Source organism: Pedobacter boryungensis (assembly GCF_013204825.1).
Classification (GTDB): Bacteria; Bacteroidota; Bacteroidia; order Sphingobacteriales; family Sphingobacteriaceae; genus Pedobacter; species Pedobacter boryungensis.
Genome location: NZ_JABMKV010000002.1, coordinates 232,597 through 249,926 on the forward strand (window position 1 = coordinate 232,597; position 17,330 = coordinate 249,926).

16 protein-coding genes are annotated in these 17,330 nt (G+C 33.5%); 7 read left to right on the forward strand and 9 right to left on the reverse strand.

All coding sequences use genetic code 11. The annotated features are described in order from the left end of the window. Positions 1-176 precede the first annotated feature (176 nt). The 3 genes from HQN85_RS07455 (at position 177) to HQN85_RS07465 (ending at position 5,222) form a co-directional block, all read left to right on the forward strand. Complete coding sequence (locus HQN85_RS07455; RefSeq protein WP_173270837.1) at positions 177-539, forward strand: BlaI/MecI/CopY family transcriptional regulator; 363 nt, start codon at positions 177-179, stop codon at positions 537-539. Then, positions 536-2,644 carry a M56 family metallopeptidase gene (locus HQN85_RS07460; RefSeq protein ID WP_173270839.1) on the forward strand — a complete coding sequence of 703 codons (2,109 nt, stop codon included), beginning with the start codon at positions 536-538 and terminating at the stop codon, positions 2,642-2,644. The genes HQN85_RS07455 and HQN85_RS07460 overlap by 4 nt, the downstream gene beginning before the upstream one ends. A 148-nt stretch (positions 2,645-2,792) precedes the next feature. Beyond that, positions 2,793-5,222 carry a DUF5916 domain-containing protein gene (locus HQN85_RS07465; RefSeq protein ID WP_173270841.1) on the forward strand — a complete coding sequence of 810 codons (2,430 nt, stop codon included), beginning with the start codon at positions 2,793-2,795 and terminating at the stop codon, positions 5,220-5,222. Positions 5,223-5,295: 73 nt separating this feature from the next. Here the strand turns inward: HQN85_RS07465 and HQN85_RS07470 are convergent, their stop codons facing one another. The 9 genes from HQN85_RS07470 to HQN85_RS07510 all read right to left on the reverse strand — a co-directional run bounded on the left by HQN85_RS07470 (position 5,296) and on the right by HQN85_RS07510 (position 12,881). Then, positions 5,296-6,288: a DUF3078 domain-containing protein gene (locus tag HQN85_RS07470; RefSeq protein WP_173270843.1), complete on the reverse strand. Its 993-nt coding sequence runs from the start codon at positions 6,286-6,288 to the stop codon at positions 5,296-5,298. Between the two features lie 97 nt (positions 6,289-6,385). Then, positions 6,386-6,712, reverse strand: a complete 327-nt coding sequence (locus HQN85_RS07475; RefSeq protein WP_173270845.1) for a hypothetical protein — start codon at positions 6,710-6,712, stop codon at positions 6,386-6,388. Continuing rightward, positions 6,709-7,473 carry a hypothetical protein gene (locus tag HQN85_RS07480; RefSeq protein WP_173270846.1) on the reverse strand — a complete coding sequence of 255 codons (765 nt, stop codon included), beginning with the start codon at positions 7,471-7,473 and terminating at the stop codon, positions 6,709-6,711. The genes HQN85_RS07475 and HQN85_RS07480 overlap by 4 nt, the downstream gene beginning before the upstream one ends. Positions 7,474-7,523: 50 nt before the next feature. After that, a complete protein-coding gene (locus HQN85_RS07485) occupies positions 7,524-8,375 on the reverse strand; it encodes a glucosaminidase domain-containing protein (protein WP_246249682.1) in 852 nt (283 codons plus the stop codon). Further along, positions 8,372-9,076, reverse strand: a complete 705-nt coding sequence (locus tag HQN85_RS07490; RefSeq protein ID WP_173270848.1) for a glucosaminidase domain-containing protein — start codon at positions 9,074-9,076, stop codon at positions 8,372-8,374. Before HQN85_RS07490 ends, HQN85_RS07485 begins: the two co-directional genes overlap by 4 nt. A 73-nt stretch (positions 9,077-9,149) precedes the next feature. Beyond that, positions 9,150-9,782: an O-methyltransferase gene (locus HQN85_RS07495; protein WP_173270850.1), complete on the reverse strand. Its 633-nt coding sequence runs from the start codon at positions 9,780-9,782 to the stop codon at positions 9,150-9,152. Positions 9,783-9,787: 5 nt separating this feature from the next. Beyond that, positions 9,788-10,204: a Holliday junction resolvase RuvX gene (gene ruvX, locus HQN85_RS07500; RefSeq protein WP_173270852.1), complete on the reverse strand. Its 417-nt coding sequence runs from the start codon at positions 10,202-10,204 to the stop codon at positions 9,788-9,790. Positions 10,205-10,267: 63 nt separating this feature from the next. After that, positions 10,268-12,448, reverse strand: a complete 2,181-nt coding sequence (locus tag HQN85_RS07505) for an outer membrane beta-barrel family protein (RefSeq protein WP_173270854.1) — start codon at positions 12,446-12,448, stop codon at positions 10,268-10,270. Positions 12,449-12,452: 4 nt separating this feature from the next. Then, the gene (locus HQN85_RS07510; RefSeq protein WP_173270856.1) at positions 12,453-12,881 is read right to left on the reverse strand and encodes a MarR family winged helix-turn-helix transcriptional regulator; all 429 of its coding nucleotides are present in this window, start codon (positions 12,879-12,881) and stop codon (positions 12,453-12,455) included. A gap of 120 nt (positions 12,882-13,001) precedes the next feature. On the opposite strand from HQN85_RS07510, the gene HQN85_RS07515 reads away from it, so the two are divergent. From HQN85_RS07515 to HQN85_RS07530, 4 genes are all read left to right on the forward strand, one after another. Beyond that, positions 13,002-14,150, forward strand: a complete 1,149-nt coding sequence (locus HQN85_RS07515; protein WP_173270858.1) for a DNA polymerase III subunit — start codon at positions 13,002-13,004, stop codon at positions 14,148-14,150. 1 nt (position 14,151) lies between these two features. Then, positions 14,152-15,570: a PSP1 domain-containing protein gene (locus HQN85_RS07520; protein WP_173270859.1), complete on the forward strand. Its 1,419-nt coding sequence runs from the start codon at positions 14,152-14,154 to the stop codon at positions 15,568-15,570. Then, on the forward strand, positions 15,563-16,027 hold the full coding sequence (locus HQN85_RS07525; RefSeq protein ID WP_173270861.1) for a gliding motility lipoprotein GldH: 465 nt from the start codon (positions 15,563-15,565) through the stop codon (positions 16,025-16,027). Before HQN85_RS07520 ends, HQN85_RS07525 begins: the two co-directional genes overlap by 8 nt. A 62-nt stretch (positions 16,028-16,089) precedes the next feature. Continuing rightward, positions 16,090-17,265 carry a thioredoxin family protein gene (locus tag HQN85_RS07530; RefSeq protein ID WP_173270863.1) on the forward strand — a complete coding sequence of 392 codons (1,176 nt, stop codon included), beginning with the start codon at positions 16,090-16,092 and terminating at the stop codon, positions 17,263-17,265. Positions 17,266-17,330 lie beyond the last annotated feature (65 nt).

Below are 17,330 nucleotides of genomic sequence, written 5' to 3' on the forward strand. Positions count from 1 at the left end.
TCTTAAGAGATAGTTGGTGATGATTTCCTGATTATTAATGATTGATATTGGGCATAAAAGATATAACATCTTAATCCTGCTCAATAATCACTTAAACATAAATGTATCAAAAAAGTTACTAATCTACTAATCTACTAATCGATTAGTATTACCTTCGTTTATCAAATTAAATAAAGATGATTAAACTGGCAAAAAGAGAAGAGCAAATTATGCAAACCTTTTGGGATGTAGAAAAAGCATTTATTAGAGATATTATTCCATTACTCCCAGATCCAAAACCTCATTACAATAGCGTAGCAACAATGGTGAAAATTTTGGAAGAAAAAGGATTTTTGGGTCATGATGTAGTTGGCAATATGTTTTGTTATTTTCCACTTATCAGTAGAGAAGAATACCAAAAGCATGCTTTAAAAGATGTAGTAAGTCAATATTTCGATAATTCTTATCCTCGGATGTTGGCTTTTTTTGCCAAAGAGCAAAATCTTTCAGAAGACGAACTAACAGAAATTGTAAACCTCATTAAAACGAAAAAGCCATGATGTTTTATGCCATAAATGTTGCCCTTATTTTAGCAGGATGTTTTTTGTTTTATAAAACATTGTTGCAAAAGGAAACCTTTTTTCCGCTCAATCGCTTTGTGCTGTTATGCTGTCTGGTCTTATCATTCGGGTTGCCACTCATTCCGGTTCCACAACAATGGTCGTTTCGTAATGTAGATAATAAGACTACTATGGCTACAATTATGGAAAACAAAGAATCGTATTCTTTACCAATTTCAGATGTCGTTTCTACTAAACAAGATGGGGCACCTACTAACCAAGTTGCACCAGTACAAAAAGAATCTTTCTTTAAGGACATTTCAATTTTTAAAGTACTTGTTTGGGCATATTGGCTTGGTGTTGTCGTATTTGGTCTAAACTTTTTATTTCAACTTTGTTTGCTATTGTACCGAAGCTATCGAAGCCCATCTATAGAAGATGGACGTTATAGAATTGTTGAACTTACTGGAGACCAAGCCCCATGCTCCTTCGGCAACCATATTTTTATAAATCCTGAAAAATACGATTGGGATACCTATAGCCAAATCATTTTGCACGAAAAAATACATATTCAGCAAGGCCATAGTTACGATATTATATTAGCTGAATTAGCACTTATTTTTCAATGGTTTAATCCGTTTGCTTGGTTTTACCGCAAGGCGATGGAGGATAACCTAGAATTTTTAACCGATAATGAATTGCTAGAACATTCAGATGTAGAAAAAACCAGTTATCAAATGAGCTTGGTTAAGGTTTCTGCACCTCACTTTCCAATTAGTTTAACCACAAATTATAACCAATCTGTACTTAAAAAAAGATTAATCATGATGAATGCAAAAAAATCCAACCTAAACTCTACATGGAAATACTTATGTATTGTTCCATTGTTGCTCGTTTTCATTTCTTTATTGAACGAGCCTATAGCTTATGGAAAAGTAAACCCTAAAGCCACTAAAAATGAAAATCAATTAAATTCTGTTCCAAATAAGGGTACATGGTTTGCAACAATTAAAAGAACCAAAATTACAATCCGCTTCGAGGACGAAGACAATAAAAATAGTAATAGCAATACCGATTTTGAACTGGCTGAATTTAAAAATATACCTTATAATAACACAGGAAATTTCTCTCTAACTCGTGAAGCGGGAAGTATACAATTTACTGGCAGATTTGAAGGGAATACAGGGATGGGCCAATATAATTTTAACCCAGATGATAGTTTTGTTTCTTTTCTTAACAGAGAAGGTGTTAAAGCGGATAAGGAAAAAGATATGCTTGTCTTTTTCATTCTCAACATTAAAAAGGACTTTATCACCATGTTAAAATCTCAAGGATATAACCAACTTTCTAAAAACGATATTATTCCATTAGCGGCATTAAAAGTTAGCGAAAAATACATAAGCTCTTTGAAGGCAGCCGGTGTTAATGATCTCAGCATACAAAATCTTATACCTTTAAAAGCATTAAATGTTGATGCTGCATTTGTAACAGATATTAAAAATTCTGGTTATAAAGACATATCGTCAAACAAACTAATCTCGCTAAAAGCACAGGGAATTACTGGTGAAGACATTAAAACTGCTAGAAGTGAAAAGATAGAATCTAATCAGAATATTAGCAAAAATAAAAATAACAACATCAATTTAAACATCAACTTAAATGCGGATACTAAAGGATCAAAGGGAAGCAAGGGAAACAAAAATTCAGATGATGATGCACTTGAATCTTTAATTACGAGAAAGGCGATGAACATCACCCCAGAATTTATTAAAAGTTTTAGAGATGCTGGCTATAAATTTACAGATGAAGAATTGGTTTCCATCAAAGCACTAGGAATAACGCCAGAATTTTGCAAGAAATTTGATGCAATTATCCCAAACCTTGGAACCGAGAATTATGTAAGTTTGAAAGCCTTAGCGTTTACACCAGAAGAATACAATAGCTATTTAAAACTTGGCTTCAAAAAACTTGAAATTGGAGATGTAATGGGCGCAAAATCGACGGGAGCTACTCCGGCATTTATTACAGAAATGCGAAAAAAAGGACGTAACTATTCTACTATAGATAAATATATCTCTTTAAAAGTACTTTCAGTCGGAGATTAAAAACAAATAAAATTCAGCAATGCCATTAGGAGATAATTCTTCTCCTTGGCTTTGCTATGGAAAAAAATTGCAAGCCTGAAAATTTATTTTCGACCTCGTGCAACATTTAGTAATAAAGTGCAGTCTTATAGTGAACAAAACAAACCGAATGAAACTAATTTTTACATGCATTATCCTTGCGTTTACCGTTACTATTAGTGTAGCCCAGAACGCTCCAATAAAGAAGAAAGTTCAGGCCAAAAGAACTTCCATCAGCCCAAAAATAGATGGTTTTTTAGATGATGCAGTTTGGGATGGAGTTCCGATAGCTACAGATTTTGTAGAGAATAGACCGGTTCCGGGGCGTGTGGAACCTAAAGATGGTAGGACAGATGTAAAGTTTTTATACGATGATTACGCGATCTATGTATCGGCTAGAATGTATGACAAACCTGATAGCGTTGTACACGAGCTTGTCGCAAGAGATCAAATTGGTAATGCCGATTTTATAGGCGTAGTTTTCGACACTTTCTTAGATGGGCAGAATGGTAATGGATTTTTTGTTACTGCTGCTGGTGTTCAGTTCGATGCCAAATACTCACTTATTGGTGATGAAGATCCAAACTGGAATGCTGTTTGGGAAAGTGCTGTAAGAATTGACGACAAAGGCTGGACGGCAGAAATGAAGATTCCCTATTCGGCCTTGCGATTTTCTAGCAAGGATATTCAAAATTGGGGGATGAATATTATCCGTAAGCGTACGGGAACAAACCGACAGACTTTTTGGAATTTTGTGGACCCGAAAGTTAGTGGATTTATCAATCAAAGTGGTGTTTTAGAAGGCTTACAGAGTATCAAGGCACCATTACGTTTATCATTTTCACCATTTGTTTCTACATTAATTAGTAATTATCCTTATAACACACCAGGCGTTAAAAATACACAAGCCACTATCAACGGTGGAATGGACGTAAAATATGGTATTAATCAGAGTTTTACATTAGATATGACTTTGATCCCAGATTTTGGGCAGGTGCAGAGTGATTATAGGGTATTAAACCTTACACCATTTGAGGTAAAATTTAATGAAAACCGTCAGTTTTTTACAGAGGGAACAGAATTATTTAATAAAGGAGATTTATTTTATTCTAAACGTATTGGATCGATTCCATCTTATTTTGATAGAAGCGCATTGAAATCTACAGATAAGGTAATTAAAGATCCGCAAGAAGGAAAAGTGTTAAATGCAACTAAAATTTCTGGCCGTACTGCTAAAGGATTAGGCATAGGTGTTTTTAACGCCATCACAAATAAAATGTACACAGAGGTGGAAGATGCTGCTGGAAACAGAAGCCGTTTTGAGAGTCAGCCCTTAACAAATTACAACATTTTTGTGTTAGACCAATCGTTAAAAAATAACAGTTCTGTAAGTGTAATTAACACAAATGTTTTAAGACAGGGAAGTGCATACGATGCAAACGTGAGCGCCGCACTTTTTAATATTAACGATAAGAAAAATACTTACTTTATTGATGGTGCTGCTAAAATGAGTTATGTAACTGCAGATCCAATTAAAGGAAACCATAATGGTTATAGTTATGATTTATCTCTAGGAAAGAAAAGCGGAACTTTTACATTTACTTATGGGCAAGAATTCTCAGATACTAAATTCGATCCTTCTGACATGGGATTCTATACCAATAATAACTTCTTCGATCAGTCAGTGAATTTCGCATACAATATTTATAAACCAGGTAAGTGGTACAATCAAATTCAGGCATGGACAGAAGTAGAATATTCTCGAAGATTTAAGCCTGGCGATTATCAAAGTTTAGGATTTTATCCGGGATTTTATGTTCAGTTTAAAAATCAATGGTCTGCAGAATTGAATGCGAATGTGTTGCCAAAATCAAATGATTTTTATGAGTCGAGAAACGGACAAATCTATAAAGCTCCGGGAAGATATCGCTTAGGAATTTATATTAATCCGAATAGAGCAAAAGCATACAATTTTGGTGGAAATGTAACAAGAACTAAAGTAGATTTATTTGATGGTGTCAATTATAATTTTTACTTTTTTCAGAACTTGAGAGTTAGTGATAAATTGGCTTTTGGATTAGACCTAAACTTTAATCCGAGTTATGATTATGTAAGTTGGGTAGGGTTCAATGGTGCACAATCAGTGTTTTCTAGATACGATAGAAACACTGTTGAGAATACAATGGATGCTAAATATAGTTTCAGCAATAAAATGGGAATTCAGCTAGGTGTGAGACATTATTGGTCTGATAGAAGGAACAAAGAATTTTATGCATTAAACAGTACTGGTGGATTAAACGCATATGTTGGTCCTACACTGCAAAATGTGGATAGAAACTATAATGTTTTTAACATTGATTTGGCTTACGTTTGGCAATTTAAACCAGGTAGTGAGTTAAGCATTACGTATAAAGATGCGGCAGAAACAAACGATAAATTTTTAACTAAACGTTACAGCAAAAACTTCGATAAAGTGTTTTCGAGCCCGCAAAATAACAGCTTATCTATTAAAGTATTGTATTATATAGATTATCTGGATTTGGTGAAAAAGAAGAAATAGTTTAGTTGTTCATTAGTTCATTTGTGCATAATATCTGATAGCCCAAATGAACTAATGATGCTAATGAACTAATTTATCTCGGAAAGATGAACATTAAACCCAATGCTAGGGTTTGACTACCTTGTATTTTTAGGTCAGTATCTCTATCATACAAACCAACTCCAGTAAGAGATACGTTCATGAAACGATTAACTTTTGCAACAAGATTTACATCTAATCTGTGATCTATATGCCCAAAATTATCATAAGGAATAAACATGTTATACCTAGTTTTTAAGGTAATGTTTTGAAAAATTTCTTTTTCGAAACTCGTTACAATTTGAAAAGCGAGCTCATTTCTAAATTTTTTCCCTTGCTTTACTCCGAAATTGTTAGGATTAGTTTTATATAGATCGGTATCTAATACGAAGGTTTGCCTAGCCGTACCTGTACCAATACGAGTAGAGAAAAACTTATTTGGCTTGTATTCAAAACCTATTGATTCTGTTAAATAACCAGGCGACATAAATTTAGATAATAGATTTTCTATTTCATTTCCTGCGGCGTCTTTTGGGTAAGAAAATCCTTTGTCGAATTGCGATTCGAAATTAATTGAACCGAAAAAGTACCAGTTTTTAGAAAGTTGTATTGCCGCTTTATTATCCCAATAAATGCGGTCATTAGTTTTCTTTTGTAACTGATTTTTATTTTTGACTTTGCCATATTGCAAAATAACCTCGCTCACATAGCTATAACTTTCTTTATTATATTCAGCTTTATAATTTACTAAACCCCCAATAGCTAATGAATTAACTCCACCGCCTTTCCAATTATCACTAAAAGATGCTTGGTTAATATTAATGCCAACCGACGTTTTAGTTTTCCAATAATTTATTTTTGCATTTACTATTGCTGGATTTAATTTAACGGGTTGAAATTGCAAAGTTCCCATTCTAGAAGGCAGAGGACTGCGTTTTAATTTAATATCTAAATCTTTTGTAGGAATAGGAATGGTATCTATCTCTTGGGCGGCTAGATGTGAAGAAAGCGCAAATACGATTAAAAAGGCAAGCAGTAAGTTTTTCATTTGTATTACAAATAAAAACAAAAATTAGGCGGAATAAAAGTGATTTATCATAAAATACGTGATAACATCTTCATTAATAGCACACAAATGTTTATGGTTAGCGGAGAAACTTTATCCAGCTATACCATTTTCTAATGGATAAATAATTCAAATCTTTTTCAAAATGATAGGCTTCTTTCTCAAAGGAGATGTTAAAGTAGGCTAAGTAATGATTTTTATATCTAACAAGATTGATAAGGTAATTTAGGAGATATAGAAGATAAAAAGGCAAAACCAATAATTCCAGCTGTTGCTGAAGATGTATTTGCTCATGATTAATTAAAACCAAGTCTTGTTTTTGTGCTTTATTTTTTAAAATGATGAAAGGAAATATTGCCATTGCATTTGCAGATAAATTTGGCAATATAATAATCCAAGACCTCATTGATTTTGATTACTAATAGGAGAATTCATCTTTGGTAAATTTGGCAACCTAAACATAGCTGGATTTCTTTTATAGGAAGCAAAACTATTTTTGACATATTGAACGAAAGAATAATCCGATGCGGATAAAACAAATTGATAAGTTGGTCGATATTGCAACATGAAATCAGTAAGCTCTGTATCATTTGTTGAGACAATTGATTTGATATAATCAGGCCTGAAGCGATAATCTATAATAGCTTCGCGGTAATCCCGTTCTAAAATTGCTTGTAAATGTCGAGCGTTTTTTCCTTGTCTACTTAGTAAATTATAAATGGCATCAATACCTAAACCGACTCCACCCAAACCTATATTTAATAAATCACTTGTATTACCTTTATCAAGTGCATACTTATAATCTTTTAAAGTTTTAATGTATTGATCATCAGGACTAGGAGCTTTGCCATAAATCTTTACTGCTTTTAGTTTAATGCTTAAAGATTTTAATTGAAAAACTATGGCATTTTGACCTTTGTAAATTACGGTATCCATTCCATAACCGCTTAGTGCAGCAAAAAGTGTATCGCCAACTTTTGCAGTACTTGTAAATTCTCCTTTATTGTTGTTATAAATGCCGTTGTCGTTTGCAGGATTGTAGATATAAACTTTTGCCAATCTCAGTTTACTATCCTTATCTACAACAAAGCCCTGCACCGATCTAGTTTGTGCAAACAGTTGAAAACAACATAGGGTTAACAATAAGAAAAAGCCCGAGAATTTCATTTGTTTAACAAAGCTACAATATGTTAGAAAGAGTTATGCTCTTCTTAACATTATTTAACTATCAAAAGTTTTTGACCGATTTTAATGTTGTTGTCGGTTAGCTTGTTTAAGGTCTTTAGGTCATCAACAGTTAATTTGTATTGTTGAGCAATTTTAAACAAAGTATCGCCTTGCTTAACAGTATAATAATTTTCATTGCCGATTGTAGTAGAAGATGTTGGCGGATCTTTTGGCGCTATGTCAACCGGCGTGAATTTTTTCTTTTCTATTGGAATATTTGCATTTATTTCAGTGAAAACGCGATCTTCTCTTGAAATTTTTTCCTTTTCACTTTCAGGCTGGTCATATAGATATAATTTATATTTCTCTATAACAGTTATCAACATTTCAGGATATTTAGGATTTGTAGCGTATCCAGCAGTCCTTAATCCTTGAGCCCAATTCTTGTAATCGTTTTTATCCAATTCAAATAGAAAACTATAGCGCTTACGTTTTAAAAACTCAGAATGATCTTTGTATGATTCCCTAGCATCTTTATACACCCTAAAACAATCGTTATTTTGATCATCATCTTTATAATACGCTTTCCCTTTCCAATCAGAAGTACATTTTATACCGAAATGATTATTGGCATATTTAGCCAAACTACTATTTCCACTACCCGACTCTAAAATACCTTGAGCTAATGTGATACTTGCTGGAATACCATAAGCATTCATTTCTTCTATCGCTACAGCCTTAAAAGCATCAATATAAGTTAAGGTTGTGTACGTTGTAAAATTTGGATTTTCTTTATTCGCAGCTTTTTCAATTTGCTTATTGTTTCTACTATATTGTCTAGATTTACAAGCGCTAAAAAATAAAATAGCAACCGCTAAAATGAGCGTAATTTTTTTCATCATAATTTAATTTTTTGTCCAGGGTGCACAACTGCTGATTTCAATCCGTTTTTCTTCATTAATGAAGATGAAGTTGTCCCAATTCTTTCTGCAATTTTATTTAAGTTTTCGCCAGCTTTAATGGTATATGTTTTACTTCTGGCTATTGATGAACGAGGTTTTGTTCGACTGCTTTTTGTTGATTTTGCCACAACCTTTGCAGCTGGAATTACAGTTTCAATATAATCATCTGGCCGGTCATCATATTGATACAATTCGTATTTCTTAATTAAGCCTATAACTTGTGTTGCCCAAGTTCGACTACTTGCATAACCTCCACGCTGAATTCCTTTAGCCCAATTTTTATAATCGTATTGGTCGTATTTACTAAATAGAACATTGAAATAAGAACGACTGTGTAAAAAGGAAACGAAGTGACTGTAAGAAGAATCGACAGTAGGATAATCTCTATAAGATGAATTGATTTCGGTACTGCTATTAGGCCCTTTTACACCAAAATGATTATTTAAAAAACGAGCAATTTTACTTTTACCAGCAGCAGATTCATGAATGGCAACTGCTAAAATAATACTTGCAGGAACTTGATGAATGCGCATTAATTTTTGTGCAAAATCAACGTGTTCGGCAATATAGTCTTCAGTAGTTTGAGCTTTAGCAAAAAAGCATGCTAATAGAAGTATAAATAAAGTAAATGTTTTTTTCATTTGTTAAATTGTTTTATTGCGCAATTGTTGGTTTATACCAACGTAAACTGTCAACTGACAATTGCCAACCGAATTATTTTTTCCGTATTACAAAAAGCCCATCTCTAACAGGTAATATTAATTTTTCAACTCTATTATCTGCAGCAATTAGATCATTAAAAGAGCTAATATTTTTGGTGTCTTTATCTTGAGCATTACTTAAAACTTTTCCGCTCCAAAGCACATTGTCTACAATGATAATTCCACCAGAGTTTACTTGATCAAATATTAAATCGTAATATGTTCCATTGTTTTTTTTATCAGCATCTATAAAAACTAAATCAAATGTTTCGTTACCTAAAGTTTTTAAACTCTGTTGAGCATCACCGATAATGTATTTTATTTTTGAATTTAATGGTGATTTTGCAAAATTTCTTCGAACCATTTCCTCCAATTCCGCATTAATATCTAACGTGTAAATAATCCCATTTTCAGTTAAACCCTCTGCTAAACATAAGGTTGCGTAACCTGTAAAAGTGCCAATTTCTAAAATCCTTTTAGGATTATTCATTTTGCTGAGCAAACTCAAAACACGACCCTGATAATGACCACTTAACATGCGAGGCATTAAAACTTTAAGATGAGTTTCTCTATCTATTTGCTGTAGTAATTCATTTTCTGGTTCGCAGTATTTTAACAGTAAACTCTGTAGTTCTTCGCTAATCATTGTATTTATAAACGGTGTTGTTCCATAAAATATTGCAAAATTATTGTTGCCGCGATAGTATCAACTCTTTCTTTATCTCTTCTATCGCTCTTTTTAAACCCACTTTGCATAATGGTTCTTTCGGCTAATTTAGATGTATAACGTTCATCAATCCAATGCTGCGGAATAGTAGGGAAATGCTTTTTTAGAATAGTAGAAAAACCTTTTACATGTTGTGCAGATTCTGAAGGCGAGCCGTCCATTTGTTTGGGTTCTCCGATTACAAAGGCTTCGATTTGCTCGGTAAGCATGTATTTTTTAAGAAAATCGATGATATCTTTTGGATGTATAGTATCCAAACCGGTTGCAATAATTTGCAGCGGATCTGTTACGGCAATGCCGATACGTTTGGTGCCATAATCAAAAGCAAGAATACGTGCCATAAAATCAAAGATATGATTTTTGGCGAAATTGGATTTTAAGCTACCTAATTAGTAAGACTAAAACTAAGTTCCCGCCCTATTAATTTCATCATTAGCACCGCCAGTAGAACGTTTTGCAGCTTTTAATGGTTTACCAAAACGATAGCTGAAACCAGCATTAATTACTTGGCTATCTCGCCATAAAATGAAATACTCGTTTGCACCAGGGAAATCTGTCATACCCTCCATAGATTGAGTGTAAAAAATATCTCTAGCCGTTAATCTCAATGTCCCTTTTCCTTTTAGAATAGTTTTAGCTAAACCTGCCGATACCTGTCCGGTTGGAGATAATAATTCTTGTAAATCGTTGCGATTTTTAGTGGTGTAAAATCCAGATATTTCTCCGTTTAAGGTTTTGCTTAGTTTAAATTGATTATTCATGTTCGTATGCAATTGTTTTACAGACGATTTATAATTTACGTTCTGATAACCACTTAATTTTTTATAATTAAAATTACTCTGAGCAGTTAACGACCACCACTTAACAGGAGAAACTTGTAAAGTAATGGATGCTCCAAAATTGTGCATCTGCCCAACGTTTCCTTCAGTATACACCAAAATATCATCTCCTTCGGATAAAAATAATTGCGAGAAATAGTTTTTAATTCCACTATAAGAAACGGCAGTTGTTAAGAGTTGCTTATATGAATGGCTTAACTCAAAATTCCATGTGTACTGAGGCAAAAAGAATGGGTTTCCTCGCTGATAGGTATATTTGTTAATGATGAAAACGAATGGATTTAATTTCTGATAAGCTGGGCGATCTATTCTACGACCTGCTGTAAAAGAAAATGAATTTGCCGAATCAACTTGATAAGATAAATATCCCGAAGGGAAAAAATCTTGATAATTTTTAGAGAAATTACTACCAGCTTGTGAAGAGTTACCTAATTGATTGCCAGTATAATGTGTATTTTCATAACGAAGGCCAAGTTGATAACTTAAACGATTCATTTTATGCTCTAAACTACTATATACAGAATTGATGTTTTCTTTGTATAAAAAATGGTTGCTTTTTTTAAGATCTTCTTTCCAATTTGTTCCATCAAACAACTCGTAATTTGCAGTATTGTCTGTATTAATAGATGAAGATTTAGCGCCAGCTTCAAATTTTGCATTTTTACCTAATTGTAAGATATAATCGGCCTTAGCAGAAAATATTTCCAGTTTAGAAGGAATATCCCCTCGCGAACCTTGGTTATAAGCAACAACTCCAGTGCGTATATTTTGAAAATTTTGATCATTATCAATGCTATACTTCAGATAATCTACATCAAAGCCAATATCTTGAGTTTTAGTAATTGTGTGTCTACCATACAGATTTACGGCACCATTTCTTAATCTAAAATCGCTACCGCTGTAGGTTGTGATTGCAGAATCAATTGCTTTCTGTGCGCTTAACCAAGTCGCAATCGCATTCCCAGCGCCTTTGCGGGTTACTAAATTACCAGAGAGCGTAAGTCCAAAAGTTGTTTTTTCTGATGCATAGAAATCCAATCCAGTTTTAAGAGAGTTGTTATGGCCCTCATTTCCTAAATAGGAGGGTTGGTCTAGTACAGCTGAAACAGCACCTTGATTATCAAAATATTGACGATATGCATAAATCGAGGTGAAATTTTTATTGTAGTTGAATCCATAATTCATAAATGTGTTTATTCGACCTTTTCTAAAATTTAAAACCAATGAATTATTGTTTTTCAAATATTTTCCCTGTCCGATATTGGTTAAAAAATTGCCATTAAATCCTTCTTGTTTGTTCTTTTTGGTTTTAATGTTGATGATGCCTGCATTTCCGCTTGCATCATATTTTGCCGATGGACTCGTAATTAATTCAATCTGATTTACTTGCGAAGAACTCATACTCCCCAACAAATTACTTAACTCGGTTCCTGATAAATAAGTTGGTTTATCATCTATTAGTACCAAAACACTTGATTTACCTTGTAAACTTATCCCACCATTTTTATCTACCATCACGCCAGGAGATTTTTCTAATACTTCTAAAACTGTAGTTCCAGCATTGGTAATTGCAGCATCCACATTTACAATTGTTTTTCCTTGTTTACGTTCAATCAATTGTTTTTTCCCTGTTATAGTTACTTCTTGTAGTTTTTTTGCACTCGTGTCAGGTTTTACGGTTTGTGCCATTAAGGCACTATAATTTATAAAGGATAATATAAAAAAGTATTTAATTAATGATTTCATTGTGTTATTTGCAGTTTTCTATAATTTGTTGAAGTAAGCTTTTCATTTGGTGAACGGTTTCCTCATTAATATTTTCTAGGGCAGTAGTTCTATTTTGAACAGCAATTTCGTTTACATCCATAGTTATTTTCTTACCACTTTCAGTTAGTGTTAAATTTACTCTTCTCCTATCTGAAGGATGAGTTTCACGAACTAAATAATTAGCACTTATCAATAATTGGATAATACGTGTGATAGATGCGTTATCTTTAAACACAATTTTGCTAATGTCATTTTGAGTGATGTCTGGATTTTCAGAGACACTCTTTAAAATTAACCATTGGTCTATTGTGATATCATATCCTGCTTTGCGTACATTTCGTTGTGCAAATTGATTATAGGTTCTAAAACATTTATCTAAAGTGTAAAGCAGTGTGTCGTTTAATTTTTCCATAATTTCTTAAACAAAAATATAAATGCGTAATCAATAATTGATATATCAACAATTATTTTACAAAAGCCTTTACTTCTTGTTCTTTGTTCATTTCTCCAAACTATTTCTTATTTTGCACCAATGCAGTTTAAAGAGATAATTGGACAAGAAAGCGTAAAAAAACAGTTGATTCAAACCGTTCTAGAAAATAGGATAAGTCACGCACAATTGTTTTTATCTACCCCAGGTAGTGGCGCCTTATTGTTAGCAATTGCATATGCACAATACATTAATTGTCAAAACAAAACAAACACAGATAGTTGTGGTGAATGTGCTTCTTGTCGAAAATATGAAAAATACATTCATCCAGATTTACATTTTTCTTATCCATTCTTTGCCTCGAAAGATGTAAAAATTGCAGTAGATGTATTAGAGGAGTGGCGTAATTTATTGCTTGAAGATCCATATTTTGATTTAGATATTTGGCGTTCCAAATTGAGTGCAGAAAATAAACAAGCCAACATCAATATTGCAGAGTGTCACGATATCATTAAAAAATTAAGTTACAAAGCTTTTGAAGCGGATACAAAAGTGTTGATTATGTGGCTGCCTGAATTTTTGGATAGAGAAGGAAATGCTTTGCTGAAGATTATTGAGGAACCGCCTGCAAACACATTGTTTATTTTAGTGGCTCAAAATCAAGAACAAATTTTATCGACTATTCTTTCGCGTACGCAGATTGTTAAAATTCCGAAGTTAGCAGATGTAGATATAGAAAACTACCTTATTCACAAAGCGCAATTATCAGATAATCAAGCAACAGAATATAGTTTTTTGGCAGATGGAAATTTGATAGAAGCAAAGGCATTATTAAATGATACGCCTAACAATAATGCAGGTTATTTTACAGAATGGTTACGTATGGGTTTTGGCAATAAGGTGCCTGCAATGATTGCTTTTACTGATACAGCAGCAAGTTGGGGCAGGGAAAATCAGAAGAACTTTTTAAAATACGGCATCAACTTTTTACGTGAATGTAGTTTATTGTTAAGCGGGGCTGATGACTTAGTAAAATTGCCACATCAGACCTTAGAAATTGCAGTAAAGCTCTCTACGAATGTATTAAATTTGGCCATGGTGGAAGCACTAATTAACGAATTAGAAAAGGCACATTACCACATCGAGCGCAATGCGAATCCAAAAATTCTGTTTTTAGATGTATCTTTACAACTAGTCAAAATAATTAAGTTTAAAACGCTCCCGAAAGGGACTCAATATATATACAATTAATATGGGATGTGGAAGTTGTTCGACAGGTGGCGGTTGCGCCCCTTCTGGATGTAAAAGTAATGGCTCATGTCTTACTGGCGGATGCCAAAAAATGGAAGTACACGACTGGCTATCGAATTTGGATATGCCTGCAAATTATATACCTTTTCAAGTTGTTGAAGTGAAATTTAAAGGCGCTAGAAAGGAATTCTTTTTAAATAACGATAATATTTATCTCGAAATAGGTGAGCTAGTTGCAGTAGAGGGCGCAACAGGTGGATATGATATTGGTCATATTTCCCTAACAGGAGAATTAGTGCGTATGCAAATGAAGCGTCGCAAAACTCCACTAGATCAGGTTACGAGGAAAGTGTATCGCAAAGCTACAGAGGCTGATGTAGATAAATGGAAACTTGCGAAGGATATGGAATGGGAAACCATGCATAAAGCCCGTACATTGGCATTAGATTTACGTTTATCAATGAAAATCAGTGATGTAGATTATCAAGGAGATAAAACAAAAGCTACGTTTTTTTATACAGCAGAGGGTCGTGTAGATTTTAGAGAACTGATTAAGAAAATGGCTGAAACTTTTCGAATCAGAATTGAAATGCGCCAAATCGGAATGCGTCAAGAGGCTGGTCGCTTAGGTGGAATTGGTTCTTGTGGCCGTGAGTTGTGCTGTTCAACTTGGTTAACTAATTTCAAAACAGTTTCTACAGCTGCAGCTAGATATCAAAACCTTTCTTTGAACACATTAAAACTGGCTGGACAATGTGGTAAGCTAAAATGCTGCTTAAATTATGAATTAGATACCTATTTGGACGCTTTGAAAGATATTCCAGATCGCATAGAAGCTTTACAAACAGAAGTTGGTGTTGCTCGTCACCAAAAAACAGATATCTTTAAAAAACTAATGTGGTTTAGTTACGCTAATCAAGAAGATTGGATTCCTTTAAAAGTTGACCGTGTGAAAGAAATCATGGCAATGAACAAAAAAGGAGAAAAACCCGTTAACTTAAAAGATGAAGCGGTAGAGTTAAAAACAACAACAATAGTTGAGAAAGTGCATGATTACGAAAATGTGGTTGGTCAGGATAGTTTAACTCGTTTAGACGATAGAAATAAAAACCGAAACAATAATAACCGTAATCGCAATAATAACAATAGAAATGATCGTGGTCGCAACCAGCCTCAAGGTAATTCGCAACAACATCCAAGACCAGCACAACAAGCAAAACCTGCTCAGCAACCTAGGCCAGCACAACAAGCTAAACCCGTTCAACAGCAGAAACCACAAGTTCAAAAACCTGCAGTAGAAGGAGCAGCCCCAGTAAATACTAATAATGGTCCAAAACCAAATCGGAACAATAAAAACAGAAATAAAAACCGCAATAAGAATAGACCTACAGATTCATCTGAAAAGCCAAAAAATGACTAAGACAAAGTTTATATTGCTGTTCTTAATGGTATTGCTATTCATTTTTGGATGTAATAATACCAATCTGGTTGATACCAATGTGAATGTTGAGGATAACAGTTGGACATACGCTAAGAGTATAAAAACGACTGTAGAAATTAAAGACACCATCCAAACGTATCAGCTTTATTTTAAACTTCGTCACACTACAGATTATCGCTATGCGAACTTGTATGTGGTGCTGCATTTGAAAGGTAATGGTTTAAACAAAAGTACTCGATATCAATTTAAGTTAGCTAAAAATGATGGGGAATGGTTAGGCAAGGGTTCAGGAGATTTGTACACGTATAATTTCCCGCTGTTAACTAATTACCACTTTGCGAAATCTGGAAAGTACGAAATAGAAATAGAACAAAACATGCGTGATAATCCATTAATTGGAATTAGTGATGTTGGAATTACGCTTGTAAAACAATAAACTAATACGTAACAAGCATTTAACAAAAGCAATAAGAGAAAAACCTGCTAAAAACTTATCAAATGAAGAACTTTATATGGGCAATTTGCCTATTCATGATAACTACATCTGCCACAGCTGCAGAAATCAATTTCTTAGATAATCCAGTATGGAGTACTGTTTTAGAAAAAGCGAAAAAGGAAAATAAAGTGATTTTCTTAGATGCTTATGCTACATGGTGCGGTCCTTGTAAAATGATGGATAGCGAAACGTATAAAGATTCAGCAGTTGCTGATTATTACAACACAAACTTTATTAATGTAAAGTACGATATGGAAAAAGGCGAAGGTTTAACCTTAGCACAGCGATTTTCAGTTGAATCCTATCCTAGTTTATTATTCATCAATCCGGATGGTACCGTACTTCATAAAGGTACAGGATTTCGCAAAGGGCCGGAGTTTACAGATTTAGGTCAAAACGCTCAATTCCTTATTTTAAAAAAATCGGCAATGGGAATGAGCAATGCTGAATTTGTAAAATTTGCAAGTGATGCAGTGAAATTTGAAGACGAAGATTTCGACCAAATTAGTCAAGATTATCTAGCTAAACAATCTGATATTTTAGGAAATGCAGAATTAATCGATTTGATTATGAACTATGCTAATTCGCTACCTGATCAAAAATCTTTAGCTTACATAGCCAATAACAAAGCAAAAATTTTACAAAGCGGAAATTACACGGAGAACGATTTTAATGAACGATTGATTAGTTTAACATTGGGCTATTCACTTTCAGATAAAGAACAATTAGACGAAGAAACTTTAGATTTTGATATTGTTAAAACCTTGTTGGAAAAATATGTTCCTGAAAATGCATTTTTTGTATACCACTATTTTAAAGCACAATATGCATTAGATAACAAAGAAACAGATGAAGCACTTTCAGAAATCGATCTCATTGTAGCTAACGCTCCTACAAAAGTAACCTTCGATCAGCTGTGTAATGCGATGATGAATATGGGGCCATTTTTATTAAATGAAGGAAAACTAGATCCGATATTGAAAAAGTTTGAGGATATCAAATTGACAGAGAAAGATGCGGATAATGCTTACATGAAAGATTTTGTGAAAGCAATTATCTATATTAAAGTTAAGGATTTTGAGAAATTTAAGGGTATTGCAAATGCAATGATCGCAAGTAATAGTACACCCGAAAAAGTTAAAGACGACTTAAAAACAGCTTTAGACAGAATAAAGTAATTTAGTGCATTTGTGTTCATCTGATCATTGTTCGTTTGGTTATAAGTCTAAGTAATTTGACCAAA